At 44.6% G+C, this 18,481-nt stretch carries 19 protein-coding genes and 4 tRNA genes; 16 read left to right on the plus strand and 7 right to left on the minus strand.

What is annotated here, in order from left to right; translation table 11 throughout:
* Positions 1 to 16: 16 nt before the first annotated feature.
* From FEN17_RS17575 to FEN17_RS17585, 3 genes are all read right to left on the minus strand, one after another.
* The gene (locus FEN17_RS17575) at positions 17 to 1,114 is read right to left on the minus strand and encodes an efflux RND transporter periplasmic adaptor subunit (RefSeq protein WP_138366626.1); all 1,098 of its coding nucleotides are present in this window, start codon (positions 1,112 to 1,114) and stop codon (positions 17 to 19) included.
* Positions 1,115 to 1,256: 142 nt separating this feature from the next.
* Positions 1,257 to 2,504 (minus strand): chorismate-binding protein, encoded by a 1,248-nt coding sequence (locus FEN17_RS17580; protein ID WP_138366627.1) that lies wholly within the window; start codon positions 2,502 to 2,504, stop codon positions 1,257 to 1,259.
* Between the two features lie 29 nt (positions 2,505 to 2,533).
* On the minus strand, positions 2,534 to 2,962 hold the full coding sequence (locus tag FEN17_RS17585) for a hotdog fold thioesterase (protein WP_138366628.1): 429 nt from the start codon (positions 2,960 to 2,962) through the stop codon (positions 2,534 to 2,536).
* A gap of 86 nt (positions 2,963 to 3,048) precedes the next feature.
* On the opposite strand from FEN17_RS17585, the gene FEN17_RS17590 reads away from it, so the two are divergent.
* The 4 genes from FEN17_RS17590 to FEN17_RS17605 all read left to right on the plus strand — a co-directional run bounded on the left by FEN17_RS17590 (position 3,049) and on the right by FEN17_RS17605 (position 6,500).
* Entirely contained in the window at positions 3,049 to 3,693 is a 645-nt protein-coding gene (locus FEN17_RS17590) for a histidine phosphatase family protein (RefSeq protein ID WP_138366629.1), read from the plus strand.
* 106 nt (positions 3,694 to 3,799) lie between these two features.
* The gene (locus FEN17_RS17595) at positions 3,800 to 4,885 is read left to right on the plus strand and encodes a sensor histidine kinase (protein ID WP_138366630.1); all 1,086 of its coding nucleotides are present in this window, start codon (positions 3,800 to 3,802) and stop codon (positions 4,883 to 4,885) included.
* Positions 4,886 to 4,926: 41 nt separating this feature from the next.
* Positions 4,927 to 5,661, plus strand: coding sequence for a LytR/AlgR family response regulator transcription factor (locus tag FEN17_RS17600; protein ID WP_138366631.1), 735 nt, complete (start codon positions 4,927 to 4,929; stop codon positions 5,659 to 5,661).
* 23 nt (positions 5,662 to 5,684) lie between these two features.
* Positions 5,685 to 6,500 (plus strand): PdaC/RsiV family protein, encoded by an 816-nt coding sequence (locus FEN17_RS17605; RefSeq protein WP_138366632.1) that lies wholly within the window; start codon positions 5,685 to 5,687, stop codon positions 6,498 to 6,500.
* Here FEN17_RS17605 and radC read toward each other — a convergent pair whose 3' ends face one another.
* The 4 genes from radC to FEN17_RS17625 form a co-directional block, all read right to left on the minus strand.
* Complete coding sequence (radC, locus tag FEN17_RS17610) at positions 6,501 to 7,205, minus strand: RadC family protein (protein ID WP_138366633.1); 705 nt, start codon at positions 7,203 to 7,205, stop codon at positions 6,501 to 6,503.
* Between the two features lie 58 nt (positions 7,206 to 7,263).
* On the minus strand, positions 7,264 to 8,802 hold the full coding sequence (locus FEN17_RS17615; protein ID WP_229208863.1) for a tetratricopeptide repeat protein: 1,539 nt from the start codon (positions 8,800 to 8,802) through the stop codon (positions 7,264 to 7,266).
* Between the two features lie 63 nt (positions 8,803 to 8,865).
* Positions 8,866 to 9,612 (minus strand): zinc ribbon domain-containing protein, encoded by a 747-nt coding sequence (locus tag FEN17_RS17620; RefSeq protein WP_138366634.1) that lies wholly within the window; start codon positions 9,610 to 9,612, stop codon positions 8,866 to 8,868.
* Between the two features lie 97 nt (positions 9,613 to 9,709).
* Positions 9,710 to 10,810, minus strand: a complete 1,101-nt coding sequence (locus tag FEN17_RS17625) for a Nif3-like dinuclear metal center hexameric protein (RefSeq protein WP_138366635.1) — start codon at positions 10,808 to 10,810, stop codon at positions 9,710 to 9,712.
* Between the two features lie 158 nt (positions 10,811 to 10,968).
* On the opposite strand from FEN17_RS17625, the gene FEN17_RS17630 reads away from it, so the two are divergent.
* The 12 genes from FEN17_RS17630 to FEN17_RS17685 all read left to right on the plus strand — a co-directional run bounded on the left by FEN17_RS17630 (position 10,969) and on the right by FEN17_RS17685 (position 18,472).
* Positions 10,969 to 11,045 (plus strand) — tRNA-Asp (locus FEN17_RS17630).
* A 36-nt stretch (positions 11,046 to 11,081) separates the two neighbouring features.
* A tRNA-Asp gene (locus FEN17_RS17635) sits at positions 11,082 to 11,155 on the plus strand.
* 165 nt (positions 11,156 to 11,320) lie between these two features.
* Positions 11,321 to 11,416, plus strand: a tRNA-OTHER gene (locus tag FEN17_RS27305).
* A 118-nt stretch (positions 11,417 to 11,534) separates the two neighbouring features.
* Entirely contained in the window at positions 11,535 to 11,879 is a 345-nt protein-coding gene (locus FEN17_RS17645) for a four-helix bundle copper-binding protein (protein WP_138366636.1), read from the plus strand.
* 454 nt (positions 11,880 to 12,333) lie between these two features.
* Entirely contained in the window at positions 12,334 to 12,804 is a 471-nt protein-coding gene (locus FEN17_RS17650; RefSeq protein ID WP_138366637.1) for an Lrp/AsnC ligand binding domain-containing protein, read from the plus strand.
* A 96-nt stretch (positions 12,805 to 12,900) separates the two neighbouring features.
* Entirely contained in the window at positions 12,901 to 13,254 is a 354-nt protein-coding gene (locus FEN17_RS17655) for a PadR family transcriptional regulator (protein WP_138366638.1), read from the plus strand.
* A 37-nt stretch (positions 13,255 to 13,291) separates the two neighbouring features.
* Positions 13,292 to 14,314, plus strand: coding sequence for an energy transducer TonB (locus FEN17_RS17660; protein ID WP_138366639.1), 1,023 nt, complete (start codon positions 13,292 to 13,294; stop codon positions 14,312 to 14,314).
* A gap of 101 nt (positions 14,315 to 14,415) precedes the next feature.
* Complete coding sequence (locus FEN17_RS17665; RefSeq protein WP_138366640.1) at positions 14,416 to 14,940, plus strand: 3'-5' exonuclease; 525 nt, start codon at positions 14,416 to 14,418, stop codon at positions 14,938 to 14,940.
* 365 nt (positions 14,941 to 15,305) lie between these two features.
* A tRNA-Ala gene (locus tag FEN17_RS17670) sits at positions 15,306 to 15,379 on the plus strand.
* Positions 15,380 to 15,527: 148 nt separating this feature from the next.
* Entirely contained in the window at positions 15,528 to 16,328 is an 801-nt protein-coding gene (locus FEN17_RS17675) for an FkbM family methyltransferase (RefSeq protein ID WP_138366641.1), read from the plus strand.
* A 93-nt stretch (positions 16,329 to 16,421) separates the two neighbouring features.
* Entirely contained in the window at positions 16,422 to 17,708 is a 1,287-nt protein-coding gene (locus FEN17_RS17680; protein WP_138366642.1) for an oligosaccharide flippase family protein, read from the plus strand.
* On the plus strand, positions 17,705 to 18,472 hold the full coding sequence (locus FEN17_RS17685) for a glycosyltransferase family 2 protein (RefSeq protein WP_138366643.1): 768 nt from the start codon (positions 17,705 to 17,707) through the stop codon (positions 18,470 to 18,472). Before FEN17_RS17680 ends, FEN17_RS17685 begins: the two co-directional genes overlap by 4 nt.
* The last annotated feature ends 9 nt before the right edge of the window (positions 18,473 to 18,481 follow it).

Below are 18,481 nucleotides of genomic sequence, written 5' to 3' on the forward strand. Positions count from 1 at the left end.
ATCGTAACCCTATGAGCTACTTTGCAACATTTACGCTTCTTACGTTTCTCACTTTCACAGGAGCATCGGGACGGGCGAACAATACACCCGATACGACCACGGTATCACCAACGGATAAGCCACTTGTAACTTCTACGACGTCTTCTTTCCTGTCCCCCGTTTCGATGGTCACAAAAACGGCTTTGCCACCTTTCACGGTCACTGCTTTTTTACCCATCGCTTCCGGGATAATGCAGTTGGTAGGGATCATAATGCTGCTTTTATTATTCGTCGCATTCAGGTATACCTTGGCAAAAGAGCCCGGGCTGGTGTTGCCTGAATTCAGCACGGCGCGCACGGTAATGTTTCTGGTTGTTTGGTTTACCTGCGGTTCCAGGGCAATGATCCTGGCCGTTTCTTTCCGGCCTGAATTATCCAGCAACACTTCTACATTGCCGCCTTTTGAAACATATTTCTGATAATTTTCAGGGATCGTGAAATCGACCCGGAGATTGGAAAGCTGCTGCATGGTAGCGATCACACTGTTTGGCGAAACGTAGGAGCCTTCGCTCACTTTCCGCAAACCGATCACCCCGGTAAAAGGCGCCTTAATGATGGTTTTATCAATCAAAGCCTGGGTGTAAACCATATCGGCCTTTAATGTATTCACCTGGTTCACAGCCAGATCATAATCGGCCTGATTAATACCATTGATATCCACCAGTTGTTTCAGCCGCTTTTCGGTAGTTTGCGCCAGGTCCAACTGTATTTTCGACCGGCTCAACTGCGCCATCAAATCTGCATTATTAATACGGGCAATTACCGTACCTTTTTCGACTGATTTTCCTTCCGGAACATTCAGATAGGTAAGAAGCCCGCTCACTTCCGGGCGTAATTCGGCAAATTCGTTTGCTACGATCGTACCGTTCACCTCAACTTTATCACTTACCCTTTGTTCTTTGGCAATAATTACATCAACAGTAGTCGGGCCACCGCCGCCTTTTTGCTGAAAAGTATCTTTTTTTTCTCCGCAGGAAAGTGTGATGAAGAGCGTACCCGAAACAAGAAGATAGGAGAGTGGATTGGTTTTAATTTGTGAAATGCCTGCAAAAACAGACTTCGAGATAGAATTCATAGGGTTGGCAAATTCCGGAACTTAATGGTTTAGGGGTCATCAGGACTTTATATCCTTTTCCGAGTGAATCTCAAAATTATATATTAATCTTAAACCGATTAGACTTTTTTGTATTATAAAAGTTTAATAATGAAAAATATTTTTAAAACGTCGGTGCTATCACTTTCAGCAGTGTTTCGCATTTTAATTCTGTTTCTTCCCACTCTTTGGCTGGTATAGAATCCTCTGTAATACCTGCGCCGGCAAAAAAAGTAGCGATTCCATCCTTAAATCTAACCGTCCTCAAATTGACGAAAAGATTGGTTTCACCACCCACCTGCGCCGGTCCCAGAAACCCGCTATAAAACGAGCGATCGTAGCCTTCCACGTCGGTAAGAAATTGCAAACTCTCCTTTTTAGGCACCCCGCACACCGCCGAAGTCGGGTGAAGCAGTTTCAACATGACCGAGGCCAGTTCAGGAAAATTCAATGCGATTGTATCCACTTCGAAATCAGTGCGTAAGTGATACAAATTCCCTGCCAGCACCGTGCGCGGACCAGTCTCCTGATATTCCCGCAGCCTGATTTTCTTGAAACATTCTACAATATACCGGCTCACCATCGCCTGTTCCTCGATTTCCTTCTCATTCCAGCGAATGTCGTACTTAGGAACAATTTCACCCGCGGCATTGCGTGCACTCTGCGTCCCAGCCAGGGACATTGTTGTGAATTTGCCGCCAGCATTCTGGCCAACCAGTAGCTCGGGACTCGCACCCAGCCACATTTCATTATGTTCCGGAAGGTTTACCAGCGATATAAATGCATGCGGATAAACTGCTGAGAGCTTGCGGAATGCCTCTGCCGGCTGAAAATTTTCAGAATATCCCAGCTCCTTCGTCCGGGACAGAACCACTTTCTTAAATTGTTTCTGACGGATCGCCGAGACGGCCAACTCAACCGTCCGCTGGAAGCGGGCTGCCGGGTCCTGGTTTTCCGGTTTTTCAAGATGAAAGAATGTTCCGGGAGAAGTTGCATCCTGCTTCGAACCGATGTTTTCTGCCAGACTGATCAGCCTTTTTACTTCGGAATGCTCTTCGCCAATTCGGTTTTGAACAGTTTTCAGAACATTGCTTTCTGAAAAAGTGAGTATGATATCTCCTTCCAGAAAAAGCATTTCATCATCATTTTGCGATTGAAAAGTATTGATAATGAAGCCGGGAGAAAGTTTTTCCAGGTCGGGCTGACATTTGCGGATGCCTTCGTGAATGGAAATTAAAAGTTTGATTTCATTGGTATGAGGAAGCCGCCACAGTGCGGAAGGAAATCCCAGCTGCCTGGAAGCTTCCCAGATATCCTGCACCTGCAGGCCCTCAAATATGGAAATTCTGGTATCGGTGTCTATTGAAAACATGCGTATTCGGCAATCAATGGTTCTGCAAATTAATTCTGCGGGCTTGCATTCACAATAGCGACAGTAAGCCGGCTGATGCAAACGAGTTTATCCTGCTCATTGGTAATTCTGATATCCCAGATATGTGTGGTCCGCCCCAGATGGATCGGCCTCGCCACACCGTATACAAATCCGTCTTTCACCGGCCGCAAATGGTTGGCATTAATCTCCAATCCGACGGCATGCTGGCTTTCGTCCGGCAATGTCAGATACGAAGCAATGCTGCCCAGTGTTTCTGCCAGCACCACCGAGGCCCCGCCATGCAAAATCCCAAATGGCTGGTGCGTACGTTGATCGACGGGCATACGCGCGGATAAGTAATCATTTCCTATCTCAATAAATTCAATACCAAGATGTCCGGCGATGGTGTTCTCTCTGAGCCGATGAAGTTGATCAATCGTGACGGTTTTAGCGAACATATCTAAAAATTGTATAAATTTGTAGTGGCTTTATTGACTGATAACAAGGTATTTGCAAAATTAATATTTAAATAGTACTATTTATTTTGAAAAGAAAATCGATATACCTCATTCGCCACGGTGAAACGGATTTCAATCGCAGAGGAGTGGTTCAGGGAAGTGGCGTTGACTCTTTGCTTAACGAATGGGGAGAAGCCCAGGCAGCCGCTTTTTTCAATGCTTATCAGCATGTTCCTTTTGATAAAATTTATACTTCTGACTTAAAGCGAACACATCAAACCGTGCGCGGGTTCATCCGCCTGGGTATCCCGCACGAAAGCTATTCGGGCCTCAACGAAATCTCCTGGGGAATCCGTGAAGGCCGCGAGCCGAATACCGGTGACAACAACTATTACCGCGAGCTGGTAGCCGCCTGGCGCAGCGGACAAGTGGAACTCTCGGCCGAAGAAGGCGAAAGCCCAGTACAAGTCCGCGAGCGTCAACTGCCTGTGATCGAAACGATTATTTCCAGGCCGCACGAAAGAAATATCCTGATCGCCATGCACGGCCGCGCCATGCGTGTTTTGCTGACGACGCTTTTCAAGCAGCCATTGATCAAAATGGACGATTATGAGCACAGTAACCTTTGCCTCTACAAAATAAACTACTCTTACGATACCCAGCAATTCGATCTGGAAGTTTCCAACGACATTACGCATTTGCTTTCCTTAGAAATTCCGCAAACTTTGTAAAAGCCGTTTGTGTAGATTCGTCTCCTTTCGTGTAGTAAAGCACACCTTTTTTTGACGCATCGGTACATTTGCGGCTTGTCGGAATAATCAGCGTTTCATCATTTTCATGTCCAAAAAAAGGACTTATTGGACCTTGCAGATCCTGGGTTGGACCCTGCTGATCATGTTCGAATACGTTCCCTACGTATTGGAATACGGCTTCGAGCTCGGGGAATTTTATACTGCCCTCGCCAACATTCTGCTCGGCATTTGCCTCACACACGTTTACAGATTGGTTATCCGGAAATGGAACTGGTCGTCGCTTCCGCTGCCCCGGCTTGCATTAAGGGTTGTCGGCTCCGTTTTATGGCTTGGCCTGATCATGGCGATGATCAATCAGCCGATGGACCGCGAAATGCTCGAACATAATTTGCTGAACCAGCCGCTGGTGTTCTGGGGATATTATGCCAACTGGTGTAAAAATCTGCTGGCCTGGATCTTATCATACACGGTTTATCATTATGTGGAACAAACGCGGCTGGAAAGTTATGAAAAGATCATGCTGAAAATGTCCATGCGTGAAGCAGAGGCAAAGGTTTTAAGGTCACAGCTGAACCCGCATTTTACATTCAATGCATTAAATAGCATCCGCGCGCTGGTTTATGAAGATCCGGCGAAAGCGCAGGTCAGCATTACGCAGCTATCCAATATTTTAAGAAATTCCCTGCTCGCCGACAGACGAAAAACGGTGGATTTGCAAGAGGAAATCAAAACCGTCGAAGATTACCTGGAACTGGAAAAAGTGCGCTACGAAGACCGGCTGCGGTATACCATCACCACCAACCCACAGGCGATTTACTGGCAGGTACCGCCAATGATGCTGCAAACGTTGGTTGAAAATGGCATCAAGCACGGCGTTTCAAAAGTTATGGGCGGCGGTATCATTGAGATGACTTCCGAAATTGATAACGATTTACTGGTAATCACAATCCTGAATTCGGGGACCCTGGGTTCCACAGAAAATTTATCGAATACAGAATCGGGTGGGGTAGGGTTGAAAAACACTGCGGAACGCCTGTCAATATTATATGGAAAGGGCGCGACTTTCCGGATTTTCCAATATAAAGAAGGAATCGTTTGCTCGGAAGTGAAAATACCTATGTTGTCGGAGGGGGTGATGATGGTCGGTGCGGAGTCGGGAACAGGATCTTAATGTTAAAATCAATTTTTCAATATATTCCTAACTGATCTGCCATGAGGACTTTAATTGTTGACGACGAGCGTTTAGCCAGAAATGAGTTGAAGCGGTTGCTTGAACCTTACACGAAAATTGAGATTGTAGGAGAGGCGGCCAATGCGGAAGAAGCTTTGGTTTTGATCGAAGACCTGCAACCGGAGCTGTTGTTTCTGGACATTCAGATGCCGGGAAAAAATGGTTTTGAGCTGCTTTCTTCCATCGAAGGCAAAAGTCCGGAAGTAATCTTTACGACGGCTTACGACGAATACGCGATCAAAGCATTTGAATTTAATGCGCTGGATTACCTGCTCAAACCGATCGATACCGAACGTTTGAAAGAGACCATCCACCGAATTGAAGAAAATCAGGCGCATCCTGAGCCGATCGCACATTCGCAAGAACGCGTCGAGAAGGTTTTGGGTGCAAATGATCAGGTTTTTGTGAAAGACGGAGAAAAATGCTGGTTTGTAAAACTCGGTAAAATCCGCCTTTTTGAATCGATGGGTAATTACGTCCGCCTGCATTTCGACGACCAGAAGCCTTTGGTTCTTAAATCTTTAAACAACCTGGAAGAAAGACTTGATCCAAACACCTATTTCCGCGCGAATCGAAAACACATTATCAATCTGAACTGGATTGAGAAAATCGAACCGTGGTTTAGCGGCGGCTTGCTGGTAACCCTTCAAGGCGGTGATAAAATTGAAATCTCCCGTCGCCAGGCGATCCGCTTCAAGGAATTGATGAGCCTTTAATTTTCCGTACTCAGCGTTTTATCATGAAGTTTTTCAAACACAGTCTGGTCATTCTTTTTTGCGGAGTGCTGTTTTCTGCCTGCAACAAATCTTCCGAGCAGGGAAGAACGGAGCAAGCAACATTATCCGACGGCAGCCTGCTGGTAACCGGTTTTGGCGCCTGCGATACCGTTAAAAATCAAGGTGTTTCAATTTCGGTGCAGCTTTGGCAGCCGTCAGCTGGCGGAAATGCTGCCAGTGCCATCAGCGATAACATTGTTGCAAAGTCGATCAAAATCGTTAATTCTTTTGCAGATTCAGCCAGCATTGCTGCTAACCCGGCAGCAAAAACCAGCTTGAAAGGCGCCTATCAGGTTTTTGAGAAAAATTACCTGGATTTCAAAAAATCCGCTCCCGACGCGCCCGGCTGCTGGCAGGTAGAGTTGAAGGGAGACACGGTAATGGTGACCAACAAAGTGCTTTTTTATCAAATCGATAACTACGCATTCACCGGCGGCGCACATCCGAACAGTTTTCTTTCCTACCACGCATTTGATACGACCACTGGCGACGAAACGCCAATGAGCAAGTTTGTTTCCGACTCGACCGCATTATTAAAACTCGTCGAAAAGAAATTTCGCGAAATAGAAAAGCTCACGCCCGGTGCAAATCTGGAAGATGCGGGCTATTTTCTTCTCAACCATCAATTCTTTCTTCCTGCCAACTACGTTTTTACGAGAGAGGGAATCCTGTTTAATTATAACCCTTACGAAATTGCCGCTTACGTCCGCGGCCACATTAATTTCGTCATTCCTTACAGTGAGTTGAAGGGTATTGTTAAACAAGAGTCGGTTTTCTGATCACATATCGCCCTCGTCGGTAAAACTATAATAACCCTGGTCTGTGAAGATCATGTGGTCCAAAACAGGCATGTCGAGCAATCGGCCTGCCTCTTTTATTTGCGACGTGAGCAAGATATCAGCGTGACTTGGTATCAGTTGGCCAGAGGGATGATTGTGGACTAAAATCAGAGAACTGGCCAAATGGTCGATCGCCAGTTTGAAAATCAGCTTAATGTCCACTGACGTACCGGCGACGCCGCCTTTACTTACCTGCATGGCCCGCATCACCGTATTGCCGCGATTAAGCAGTAAAATCCAGAATTCTTCATTGGGCTTGTCCAGCAAATGCTGCCTCATTTCATCATAAACAGATTCCGGGCCGGTGATTTTTCTTTTTCGCTCCATGGTTTTTTCACTTCGGCGCCGACCCAGTTCCAATGCTGCCAGGATGGTGATTGCTTTGGCTTTTCCAATGCCGCGGATCTTGGTCAAATCCTTTACAGTCAGCTTGGCAAGTTCATTGATGTTGTTGTTGCCAAGGTCCATGATGATCTTCCCGACATCCACTGCAGAGTTTTCAAATGTGCCCGAGCCGATCAAAATCGCGATCAGCTCGGCGTCGGACAGTACTTCGCGGCCTTTTAAATGCAGTTTTTCGCGTGGCCTGTCTTCTTCCGACCAGTTTAAGATATTGCGTGGATTGGTACTCTCGTATTTTGCCATAATGGATTTCGGTTACGTGTTATCCATTAGACGCGCGGTTTCTAAAAAGTAACAGAAATTATTGACCTAATTTTGTGAGGGCCGCTCTCGCCTTGTTATCAATGCTGTTTTTGTATTCATGATTCTTGAACGACATTGATTTTTTGAAGTAAGCGATGGCTTTTTGTTTCTGGTTGAGGTCCAGATAAATGTAGCCAAGTTGGAGCGCCGCGGATGCGCAGAAGCCTTCGGTATCCTGTACCGGTAATACTAAAACGCGCTCGTAAGAAGAAATTGCGTTGAGATTTTGCTCCGATTTCTGGGCAATGCGGCCCGTCCGATAATTGTACTCCGCTTTTTCTGCAACCTTTTGAAATGAATTTTCAGAAAGTGCACGCATGAGTTCCGACACCTCTTTCAAATATCCGCCATCGGTTGCGTATCGTGCTTTAAATAAAACTTTTTGTCCAGAGCTAATTTTTCCTGCTTCAAAATCAGCTGCAAATCTTGTTGCAAAAGCATCTGCTTCAACAATCGTCTTTCCGGATCTGGCAATTTTGTCAAGATAGGTTTTGGCTCCACGATCATTACCGCTGAGCCACTGGCACATAAAGAGCTTTAAATTGCAGTCTTTCAAATAATTGAAACCTTTGTACTGCCGCAAAAATGTTAGATAGTTTTCAGACGCAACCTGATAATCGCCTCTTTGTAAATTGATTTCCCCTTTTAAATAATTCAAAAATGGAAATGGAATGTAGGCGGGGCCAGTGGGTGCAGTCGACAGATATTTGTCAGCTTCCTCACTTTTGCCTTCTTTCATCAAAACCGTTGTTGCAAAAAAATGCAGGAGCAGGTTATCCGGCTGCTCTTTCGGCCAGTTTCGTATTTTGATTTGCTGGGCAGGGGATAATTCCAGTGTGTAAGCATGGAGCAAAAGGTCAATCAAATCAGCCTCTTGTTGAAAAATCGTATTCCCGTTTCCAACTACCTGAATTTCCCGGATCCCCGCCTGAATGTTGCCCCGCATACCCAAAACCTTGGCCACCCAGCTGTAATTGCCCGGGATAGAGCCGATGAGCACATGAAGCAAACCGAGCGATTTTAATGTGGGCTGAAACTGCGGAAACAGTTTGTAATTTTCTTCCAGCAGCTTGTAAGCCTTAATAATTTCCCAGGAGCCGCTGACTTCGTTTCCAAATTTGAGCTTCGCAAATGCCCAGTGCAGACGGATTTCTGCCTGGAAAAAACGTTTGAAAGGAGAGTTATCCGGCAGACGTCCCATGAAATCCAGGCGCGTACTTTCCAGTGCAGATAATTTCTTATAGGCATTTTCATCCTCTGAAATCAGGAGATAGTGCAGGTCCGCGTAATTATCCAGGTAAGGCACAAATGCATTATCAGCCTCTGAATTTCTCTCATTATCAACAATTTCCCGGGCAGTATTAATCCGAAGCTTTTGGATTTCAAAGTAAGCTTTTTGAAGTTTTGGTGAAAAATCTACGGTCGCCGGGCGTGTTTCAGCGAATACGGGAGTAAATGAAGCAATTAGGTAATGTGTAGCAAGACAGCACATTAACCTGAAAAACAAACCAGAAAGTCCTGAAATTCTCAAAACCATTTTTGATGGACATAAAAAAAGGTTGTCCGGGTAAGACAACCTTTTAAATATTTTATCTGAATCTTATCTGCGTTGGTGAACTGGTTCTACGCTTTCAACATCGGCCAAAATCCGGCCGCAATGTTCGCAGACAATCAGTTTTTTACGTTCACGGATATCCGCCTGACGCTGAGGAGGTACGATGCTGAAACAGCCTCCGCAAGCTCCGCGGGAAACATGTACTACCGCAAGACCGTTCATTGAGTTGTCACGGATCTTTTGGTAAGATTTAAGCAAACGATCTTCGATTTTCTTAATGTGCTTCTCTCTTTCCGCGATCAATGCTTTTTCTTCCGCCTCGCTTTCACCGGTGATCACCGAAAGTTCTCCTTTTTTCGCTTTCAGATCTTCATTTCTTTCATTCAGAACTGACTCGGCACGATTTGCATCTTCTTCGATCAACCTGATGCGGGCACGGGCCTCATTTATCTTTTTATCAGCCAGTTGCATGTCAAGTTCCTGCAATTCGATTTCCTTGGTGATGGCATCGTACTCGCGGTTGTTCCGGACATTCATTTGCTGATCCTTGTATTTTTTGATCAGTTTTTCACCTTCTTTCTGCGCATTTTTGAAATTGTCGATCTCCGTATTCAAATTGGCGATTTCACTTTTGAATTTGCTGAGGCGCGTTTCAAAGCCGATAATTTCATCTTCGAGGTCCCTCACTTCTTCGGGAAGGTCTCCGCGGGTTTTAAGTATTTCGTCTAGGCTTGAATCAATTTCCTGCAATTTCAGGAGAGCATCTAATTTTTGTGCGATTGTGTTTTCCATGTATGTCTTTAATGGACTTGTTTCAATGCTTAATATGTGAGGGCAAAAGCCAGAATTTTAACAGATAATCAGACAAATAAGTTGTTGAAATCGCTCTCTAAACAAAATATTGCACTGGATTGGTATTGACTTCTGACAAACAGAGTGCAAAATTACTAAATTTTCCTGATAAATAGTTATGGAGTAAATTTTTAGTGAAGACTTCGCTCTCATAATGTCCGATATCACAAATCATGATTTTGTCCTCGGCGTCGAAGAATTCGTGGTACTTGTAATCGGCAGTCACAAAGGCATCAGCTCCGGCTCGTATCGCATCCTGCAAAAGAAAGCTGCCCGCTCCGCCACAAATCGCGACTTTTTGGATTCGATCCGAAACAAATGCGGTGTGTTTGATTACGTCCACATTCATTTGACTTTTAACTAACTGCAAAAAATCTTTTGGAAGAAGCGGCTCTGCCAATTCTCCAATTGCGCCAGCGCCAACTTCCTGATTCTCATTTTCCAAAGATGTTAAGTAGTAAGCTACTTCCTCATAGGGATGCGCAGCCCGCAAAACTGAAAGCATTTTGGATTCCAGGTAGGAGGGGAACATGATCTCAACCCGGTCTTCCGAAACTTCTTCCAACTTTCCCCTCGATCCAATCACCGGATTTGCGGATTCGCCCGGTAAAAATGTCCCGGTACCCGGCGTCCGGAAGCTGCAATTTTCATATTCCCCGATCTTTCCTGCTCCCGCCTTATATAATGCGTCCAGCACGGTTTCTGTATTTTCTTTCGGAGCAAAAAAGGTGAGCTTGGTCAGCCATTGCTTTTTAGGTGCGAGCACCTTCACATTCAGCAGCCCGAGCCGCTCCGCAATTTTCCAATTCACACCATTGGTAACATGGTCCAGGTTGGTATGCGTGGCGTAGATCGCAATGTCATTCTTAATCGCATTGATTACCGTGCGCTCGACATAGTTTTTGCCATTCAGCTTTTTAAGTCCTTTAAAAATAATCGGATGGTGCGCGACGATCAGGTTGCAACCTCTCTGAAGCGCTTCCTGCACAACTTGCTCGGTTACATCCAACGTGAAAAGAATCCCGCTAACCTCCGTATTTGGCGACCCGACGAGCAATCCGGCATTATCATATCCTTCTTGATAGGCCAGCGGCGCAAGCTTTTCGAGCTCGTTGGTAATGTCTTTGATGAATGTCATTTTCGAAATTTCAGCAACTATTTCATTTTCAGAATCTTCGTTTTTTGGGATTCTGCTTTTACAAAGAAAATAACTAAATTGCTGATGCAGCTATTGCGTTGGAAAATAATAATGGTAGTTTTGCACCACGTTTTACGAAAACGACTCGTAAAATATCTGGTTTGGTAGTTCAGTTGGTTAGAATACATGCCTGTCACGCATGGGGTCGCGGGTTCGAGTCCCGTCCAGACCGCCAGAAAAAAGTAAGTAAGTTCGAAGTTCTTTAAGTATTGGTTTGGTAGTTCAGTTGGTTAGAATACATGCCTGTCACGCATGGGGTCGCGGGTTCGAGTCCCGTCCAGACCGCAAGAAGCTCAGAGAAATCTGGGCTTTTTTCATTTATACGGTAGTTCAGTTGGTTAGAATACATGCCCGGCCGACGCTCGGTGTCACGGGTTCGAGTCCCGCCGGTATGCCGGCCCAGCCATACCGCAGAAAGCTCAGAGAAATCTGGGCTTTATTCGTTTTTAGGTAGTTCAGTTGGTTAGAATACATGCCCTGCCGACGCTCGTGTCACGCATGGGGCGGGGCGCGCAGCCTCGCGGGCGGTTCGAGTCCCGCCGGTATGCCGGCCCAGCCAGACCGCAAGAAGCTCAGAGAAATCTGGGCTTTTTTCGTTTTTAGCCAGGCGCGACTGGCACAATTTTCATGATGGTAGCATCTCAGCCACCAACATTTCATCATCATGGAAAATCAAAAATATCAAGAATGTATAGATGCCTGTCTGGCCTGTGCCCAGGCTTGCAGCTACTGCGCTATTTCCTGTCTGAACGAGGAGCATGTTGCACATTTAAAAAAATGCATTCAGCTGGACCTCGAATGTGCGGCGATTTGCCGGGCTTCTGCGGAAGTAATGAGTTTGGGAAGTTCTTTCAGTGCGCATTTATGCCGGGTTTGTGCGGATGCTTGCCGGGCTTGCGCCGAAGAATGTTCCAAGCACGCGGAAATGGGTATGGAACATTGCAGGGTATGTGCGGAAGCTTGCCGCAAATGTTACGAGGCCTGCGAGGCGATGGCGACACCGGTTTAGTCTGGACATAAAAAAACACGCAGGTTTCAAAATGAACCCGCGTGTCAAATTACACTTCATCAACAAACTAAAAACCAAATAAAACTAATACGAAAAAATTCGCTTGTCAAGTTTTTTTTGCTGTAGGAGGGGGATTCGAACCACCCACGGTGCGGTTAGCTACGGTACAAATACTGTTGGTGGTCCACCCCAGTCGACGTTAGTCGGCATTATGCCGCGTTTATCCCTTATTCACCACCCCCGAGACAGGAGGGCATGGCTGCCAATTTCATCACCCTACAATGTGATCTTCCATCAATCGAAGCATAATAACTGAGCTTCCGATAAATTGGTTCTGCAAAACTAAAACTTCTGATTTTAAATATAAAATTTTTTCATTAAAAATTGTCAAAATTTACAAACATTGCATAAATTGAAGTGTTTTGTTGTGAAAAATTCAAACATACTTCACCTAATGCAAAAATATTCAGATATAGATAGTACGGACCTGCGCATTCTTTCGCTGCTGATCGAGAATGCTGCGTTACCGTACACGGAGATCGGCAAGCGGGTTTTCGTCTCGGGTGGTACAGTCCATGTGAGAATGAAGAAGCTTGAACAAATGGGTATTGTCAAGGGCTCGCAGCTGGTGATCGACCCGGCAAAGCTCGGCTGGGATATCAGCGCTTTTTTAGGGATTTATCTTGACAAAAGTTCTTTATACGAAGAAGTCGCCACTGCGCTGGAAGGTATACCTGAGGTAGTCAACATCCATTATACCACCGGCATTTATAGTATTTTCCTCAAAATCGTTTGCCGGGACACCAATCACCTGCGCGAAATTCTTCACGACAAAATTCAGAAAGTAAGCGGCATTCAGCGTACCGAAACTTTTATTTCACTCGAAGAACGCATCAATCGTTCTATTCCTTTGGCCGAGGATTAAGCAATGATTTGATTTTGTCATCATTTAAGAAAATTCTTACATTTGCGTTGTATATATAAAAAACTTATATATATTTGGTCAATCAAAAATTAACTCATGGAGAATAACACGACAAGTAACGAATACGTCCGGGGTACATTGAAAACCATCGTGTTGAATTTGCTGGCTGAGCACGACAGAATGTATGGATACGAGATAACCCAGGAAGTAAAAGAGCGGACAGGCGGCGCTATCGCGTTGACATTTGGTGCTTTATATCCTGTTTTACATAAATTGGAGCAGGAAGGTTTATTGTTGACAGAGTCTGTGGAAGTGGACGGGCGGCTCAGAAAATATTATTCGCTTACTACGCCCGGAAGTGAAGCAGCCCGCACTAAAACCGATGATCTTGAACGTTTTATAGATGCCGTGAGATTATTGCTGGCACCTAGGAACTTAGCAACCGAATAATATCAGTTACATGGCAAATATCTAAACAGATAATCCTATGAAACGCCTTCAGAAAGATCGTATTGATTTGATAAATGAATATTTAAAATCAAACAAGCTGGATCCGGAGTTGCTCCCGGAGATCCTGGATCATCTGGCTTGTGAAGCGGAAGAACGTTTGTGGGACGGAAAGCCTTTTGACCAGATCTTCAATAACATGAAAGATTTTGCCGACGGCCAAACGCTCCTCGACCTAAGTGTGGATCATAAAAATCTGTTAGCCATGGAAAAATCTCTGAATGACATCGTTTTCGAGGGGCGTAATAAGCTTTACGGCGCTTATGATTTGAGGAAGAGTTACGGTCAGACTATCCAAAGGTCTGTCATTATCGGAGTTACGTTGTTTTTATTGATCGTGATGTTCCCCAACCTGTATGCGCGGCTCGTGCCCGATCCCAAGCCAGACGACATTGCGTATGTAGTGGAAGCTGCACCGCTCGATATTCGCGAAATGATTGAGAAGCCTCCCGTTGAAGAAGTTCAGCCAGCACCTGAGCCAAAAACGGTGAGATCTTTGACGCCGGAAGTTCTGCCGGATGAGCAAGTTCCGGAAGAAAATCTTCCACCCGTTTTGGAAGAGTTGGAAAATGCGCAGCCTGCGGCAAAAACTTTGGATGGGGTAGAGGATATCAGCATTATTGTCCCGCCTGCGCCGGAAGCGGCAAGTGCGAAGCCCGCCATCGCAGAGGTGGAAGTGAAAAAGGACGAAGTTTTTTTAAATGTTGAGCAGGCGCCTGCATATAAAGGTGGCGTAGAGGCCATGTCAGCTTTCTTGCAGAAAAATCTCAAATATCCGTCGAAGGCAGCGAGTGCAGGAATTCAGGGACGCGTGTTTGTACAATTTACGGTAGGTTCTGATGGAAAAGTGGAGAGTGCGACAGCTTTGAAAGGAATTGGATTTGGCTGTGACGAAGAGGCGCTTCGGGTAGTGAAACTGATGCCAAACTGGATTCCGGGCCGTCAGGCAGGTGTTCCGGTCAGGGTAAGGTTCACATTACCCATCGCTTTTCAGCTCAATTAATCTGTCATTGCGTAAATGCCTCCCGTTATTGAAGAAAATCCTCGCTTCGGCGAGGATTTTTTCGTTTTTTTGTAGTTCAATCAGAGAAGAAAGTTGCTTGAATGTATGCCATTGTTGATATAGAGACTACGGGAGGGGACGGGGCGGCACGCATTACCGAAATAGCAGTTTTCAGGCACGACGGCCAGAGGATTGTTGATTTTTTTCATTCCCTTATTAATCCCGGAATATATATACCACCGTTCATTACCCGGCTGACGGGTATCGATAATGCGATGGTAGCCGATTCCCCGACTTTTTGCGACGTGCAGGATGCCGTCCGTGCGCTCACCAAAGACGCGTGGTTTGTTGCGCACAATGCGAGGTTCGACTATGGATTTATTAAAAGAGAATTTGGGGCGATAGATGAATATTTTCAGCGGGACCTTTTATGTACGGTGCAGCTAAGCCGGAAAATCTTTCCTGGGCTGCGCTCGTATAGTCTCGGAAATTTGTGCGAAAGCCTTGAAATCTGCATTGAAAACCGTCACCGGGCCCATGGTGACGCGGAAGCAACGGTCCGGCTTTTTGAGAAACTGCTCATGCATGATCAGCAGAAATTGATCCCGATTAACTTCTTTGAATAAGGTTTTTCCCCAATTAATTCTTGGAATGATTTTTTAATGTTTGGAATAAATTTTCAACCTTAATTTTCCTTCCGATGAAAGCATTAATCAATTTACTCGTAGTCCTGCTTATTACATTCACCCTTACCAGCTGCGAAGCGATTGGTGACATTTTCAAAACCGGTGTATGGACGGGCGTAATCCTTGTTGTAGGGGTGATTGTATTGGTAATATGGTTGCTCTCCAGAGCATTTGGAGGCGGGCGACGATAATCATATAAGATTTTGTGTGCTTTATATCCGAACATAAAAACATAGCGATGCTTGCTTCTAAAAATTCTCCGTTTCATCTTTGCACTCCCTAATCGGAGAAGCTCGGTAACAAACGGGGGATTAGCTCAGTTGGCTAGAGCGCTTGCATGGCATGCAAGAGGTCGTCGGTTCGAATCCGATATTCTCCACGCACTTTCAGGCTTTTAAGTTTCGAACTTGAAAGCCTGTTTCTGTTTCAATGACTTTGCTTCTCACGAATCGTGATGAGCAAAGGATTAAGTCTTAATAAGAATTTTAAAGCTGTACACATAATTATAGGACTTTAACAAAGAAGAAATGAAGAATTTGAAATCCCTGTTGAAGAGATGGTTGTTAGAAGACCAGGGAAAAATTATTATCAAGCAGACTTCGCGAGAAAGAGTTTTGCAATTTATTGAAAGTTTACATCCCTATAATCCGGGGATGGAGTTAATCAGGATCGGTGGAAATGGCGATGGCGGTTACCTTGTTCCGGACGACTTAGAAGGCATAGACGCATGCTTCTCTCCTGGTGTATATATGGTCAGCGAGTTTGAGATTGACTGTTACAACCGCGGAATGCAACTTTTTCTCGCCGACAAATCTGTCGATGCTCCCAATCTCACGCTAGATACCAGCAAATATCACTTTCTGAAAAAGCATGTCGGCTGTACCAACAACGACGAGATGATCACATTAGATAGCTGGGTTCAAGATTTCTACGGTAAAACAGAAACGGAAATCCTTCTTCAGATGGACATTGAGGCGAATGAATACCTGACGCTTGCAGGTACATCTGACGCGCTGTTAAAACGTTGCCGGATTATTGTCATCGAGCTTCATGACTTTCATAAGCTTTGGAATCCGGAATTCTTCCATTTGGCAAATGAAGTGATGAGTAAGATACTGCAGACTCACACATGCGTTCACATACATCCTAATAATTGTACTAAAATTGAGACAAGGCTAGGAGTACAAATTCCGCCCATTGCAGAGTTTACTTTTTTGCGGAATGATAGATTTACGAAAGGGGCCAAACAGACTCAATTTCCGCACCCGCTGGATTACGACAATACGAAGGCAGAACATATTACGCTTCCGAAGCAATGGTATATGTAACCATCTTTTCAGCTTCGCATCTCACCCGAAACTTCCAGGTTGATTTCTGTTGCCATTGTGTGACGACAGGGTTCTGTACAAAATAATATAGTTATGCTCAATCGTTACCGGGAGTTGGTTGGAAAAATTAAGTTTAACAAAACAATCTTAAAAAGCTTCACCTACCTGAGTATCCTGCAAGTATTAAATATGATCATTCCGTTAGTGTCTTATCCATATTTAATCCGCGTATTGGAAACCGAGGCTTACGGACTTGTTATTTACATCACGACGGTTGTTTCCTATTTTTCTATTCTCATTAACTTCGGCTACCAGCTCACTGCAACAAAAAAGATTGCGCAAAACAGACATCGGCCCAAAAAGCTGAACGAAATTTTCTCGGCAGTCATCATTTGTAAATTGCTGCTGTTCCTTTGCTCTGCAATCATTTTTGTAGGGTTGGTTTTTGTTTTCGAAGCCTTTTCGAAAAACCTGACGCTGGCTATCCTTTGTTTTATAGTATGTATTAATGATGTGATCTTTCCTGGCTGGTTTTTTCAGGGCGTGGAAAACATGAAGTACATCACCATCATCAATGCGCTGAGCAGGTTTATTTCGTTGGCACTGGTTTTTATTTTTATCTCAAAGCCAGAAGATTATTTATTGGTGCCAGTTTTTAATTTCCTGGGTTCGTTCGGTGGCGCAATTGTTGGTTGGTACAATGTGAAGACTCAGTATTCTGTGAAATTTTTTATTGTTCCTTTCTTCAAAATCAGGCACTATTTTCAGGATAGCGTCGCTGTCTTCGCAACCAACGTGACAGCTGTAATCAAAGACAGGAGCAGTATCATATTTATTGGCGCGTTGCTTGGTAACCAGCAGGTTGCTTACTATTATCTGGCGAACAGGGTGATCAACACGATCCTTGCTTTGTTCTTCAATGTCTCTGCTGCCATTTTTCCCAATATTGCCAAATCGAAAGATCACTCCATGTTGGCTAAAACCATCTATTACACTTTTCTTCTTGGACTGGCCTGCTGCCTGGGAATTGTATTTTTGAGCAGTTTTATTGTGAAATTGTATGGTGGTCAGCAAATGTTGCCGGCTATTCCAGTTCTGCAGATTTTATCGCTCACATTGGTCTTCTCTCCTGTTATTTCTCTTGTTGGATTACCACTTATCGTGAATAGCAAATACGGTGTTTATTACCGAAGTGTGATCGCCACCACTTTATTTTATCTTGTATGTAACGGGTTGTTATATTTGTTCGACCTGGCTAGTATATATACAATTACCTGGGCCTTGATATTTACGTTGCTGGTAGAGCTAGTTAACAGGGCATACATATGCAAGCGGGTCGGTCTGGGGCACTGGATTTTCTCTGACACCACTAAAAAATGAATAAACCAGAAACAAAAATTTCAATCGTAACAGTATGTTTCAATAGTGCCATAACTATTGCTGACACCATTGAAAGCGTATTGAATCAGGACTATCAACCACATGAATACATTTTGGTAGACGGGGCATCAACCGATAAAACCGTTCAGATAATCAAAACTTATGAAGATGTGTTCAGGGAAAGAGGAATCTCTTATCTGTATATCAGTGAACCCGATAAAGGAATTTATGATGCGATGAATAAGGGAATTGCGATGGCAACCGGGGAATTGATCGGAATCGTAAATTCGGATGACTGGTATGAAAAAGATGCACTCAATCTAATTTCTAGCCGTTATGAATTCACTGCCAATAGATCGAACACGGTATTCTACGGAATCATCCGTCTTTGGCTCGATGGCAAAGAGTACGCAATCCGACGTTACCATCATAATTTCATTTCAAGGGAGGTAATACAGCATCCGACCTGTTTTGTCCCAAAGGCGCTTTATAATAAGCATGGTGCTTTCAATGCAGAATTTAGGGTATGTGGCGACTTTGATCTTTTGAATAGATTTAATTCAAAGCATGTCGAGTTTTGCAATATCGATCATGTTTTAACAAATTTCCGGATTGGGGGGGCTACTTCCTCTCACGCGGCAATTGCCAAGGCGGAGGCTTTGAAAGTAAAATTGGACTTCGGGACGATTGGCAAAAAGGAATATGAAAAGGAGATTTTCAAGATGAAGCTGCGAGCCTTTATTAAGAAATTCGCAAGAATATAGCACATAGTA

It is taken from the genome of Dyadobacter luticola, from assembly GCF_005860805.1.
GTDB lineage: Bacteria > Bacteroidota > Bacteroidia > Cytophagales > Spirosomataceae > Dyadobacter > Dyadobacter luticola.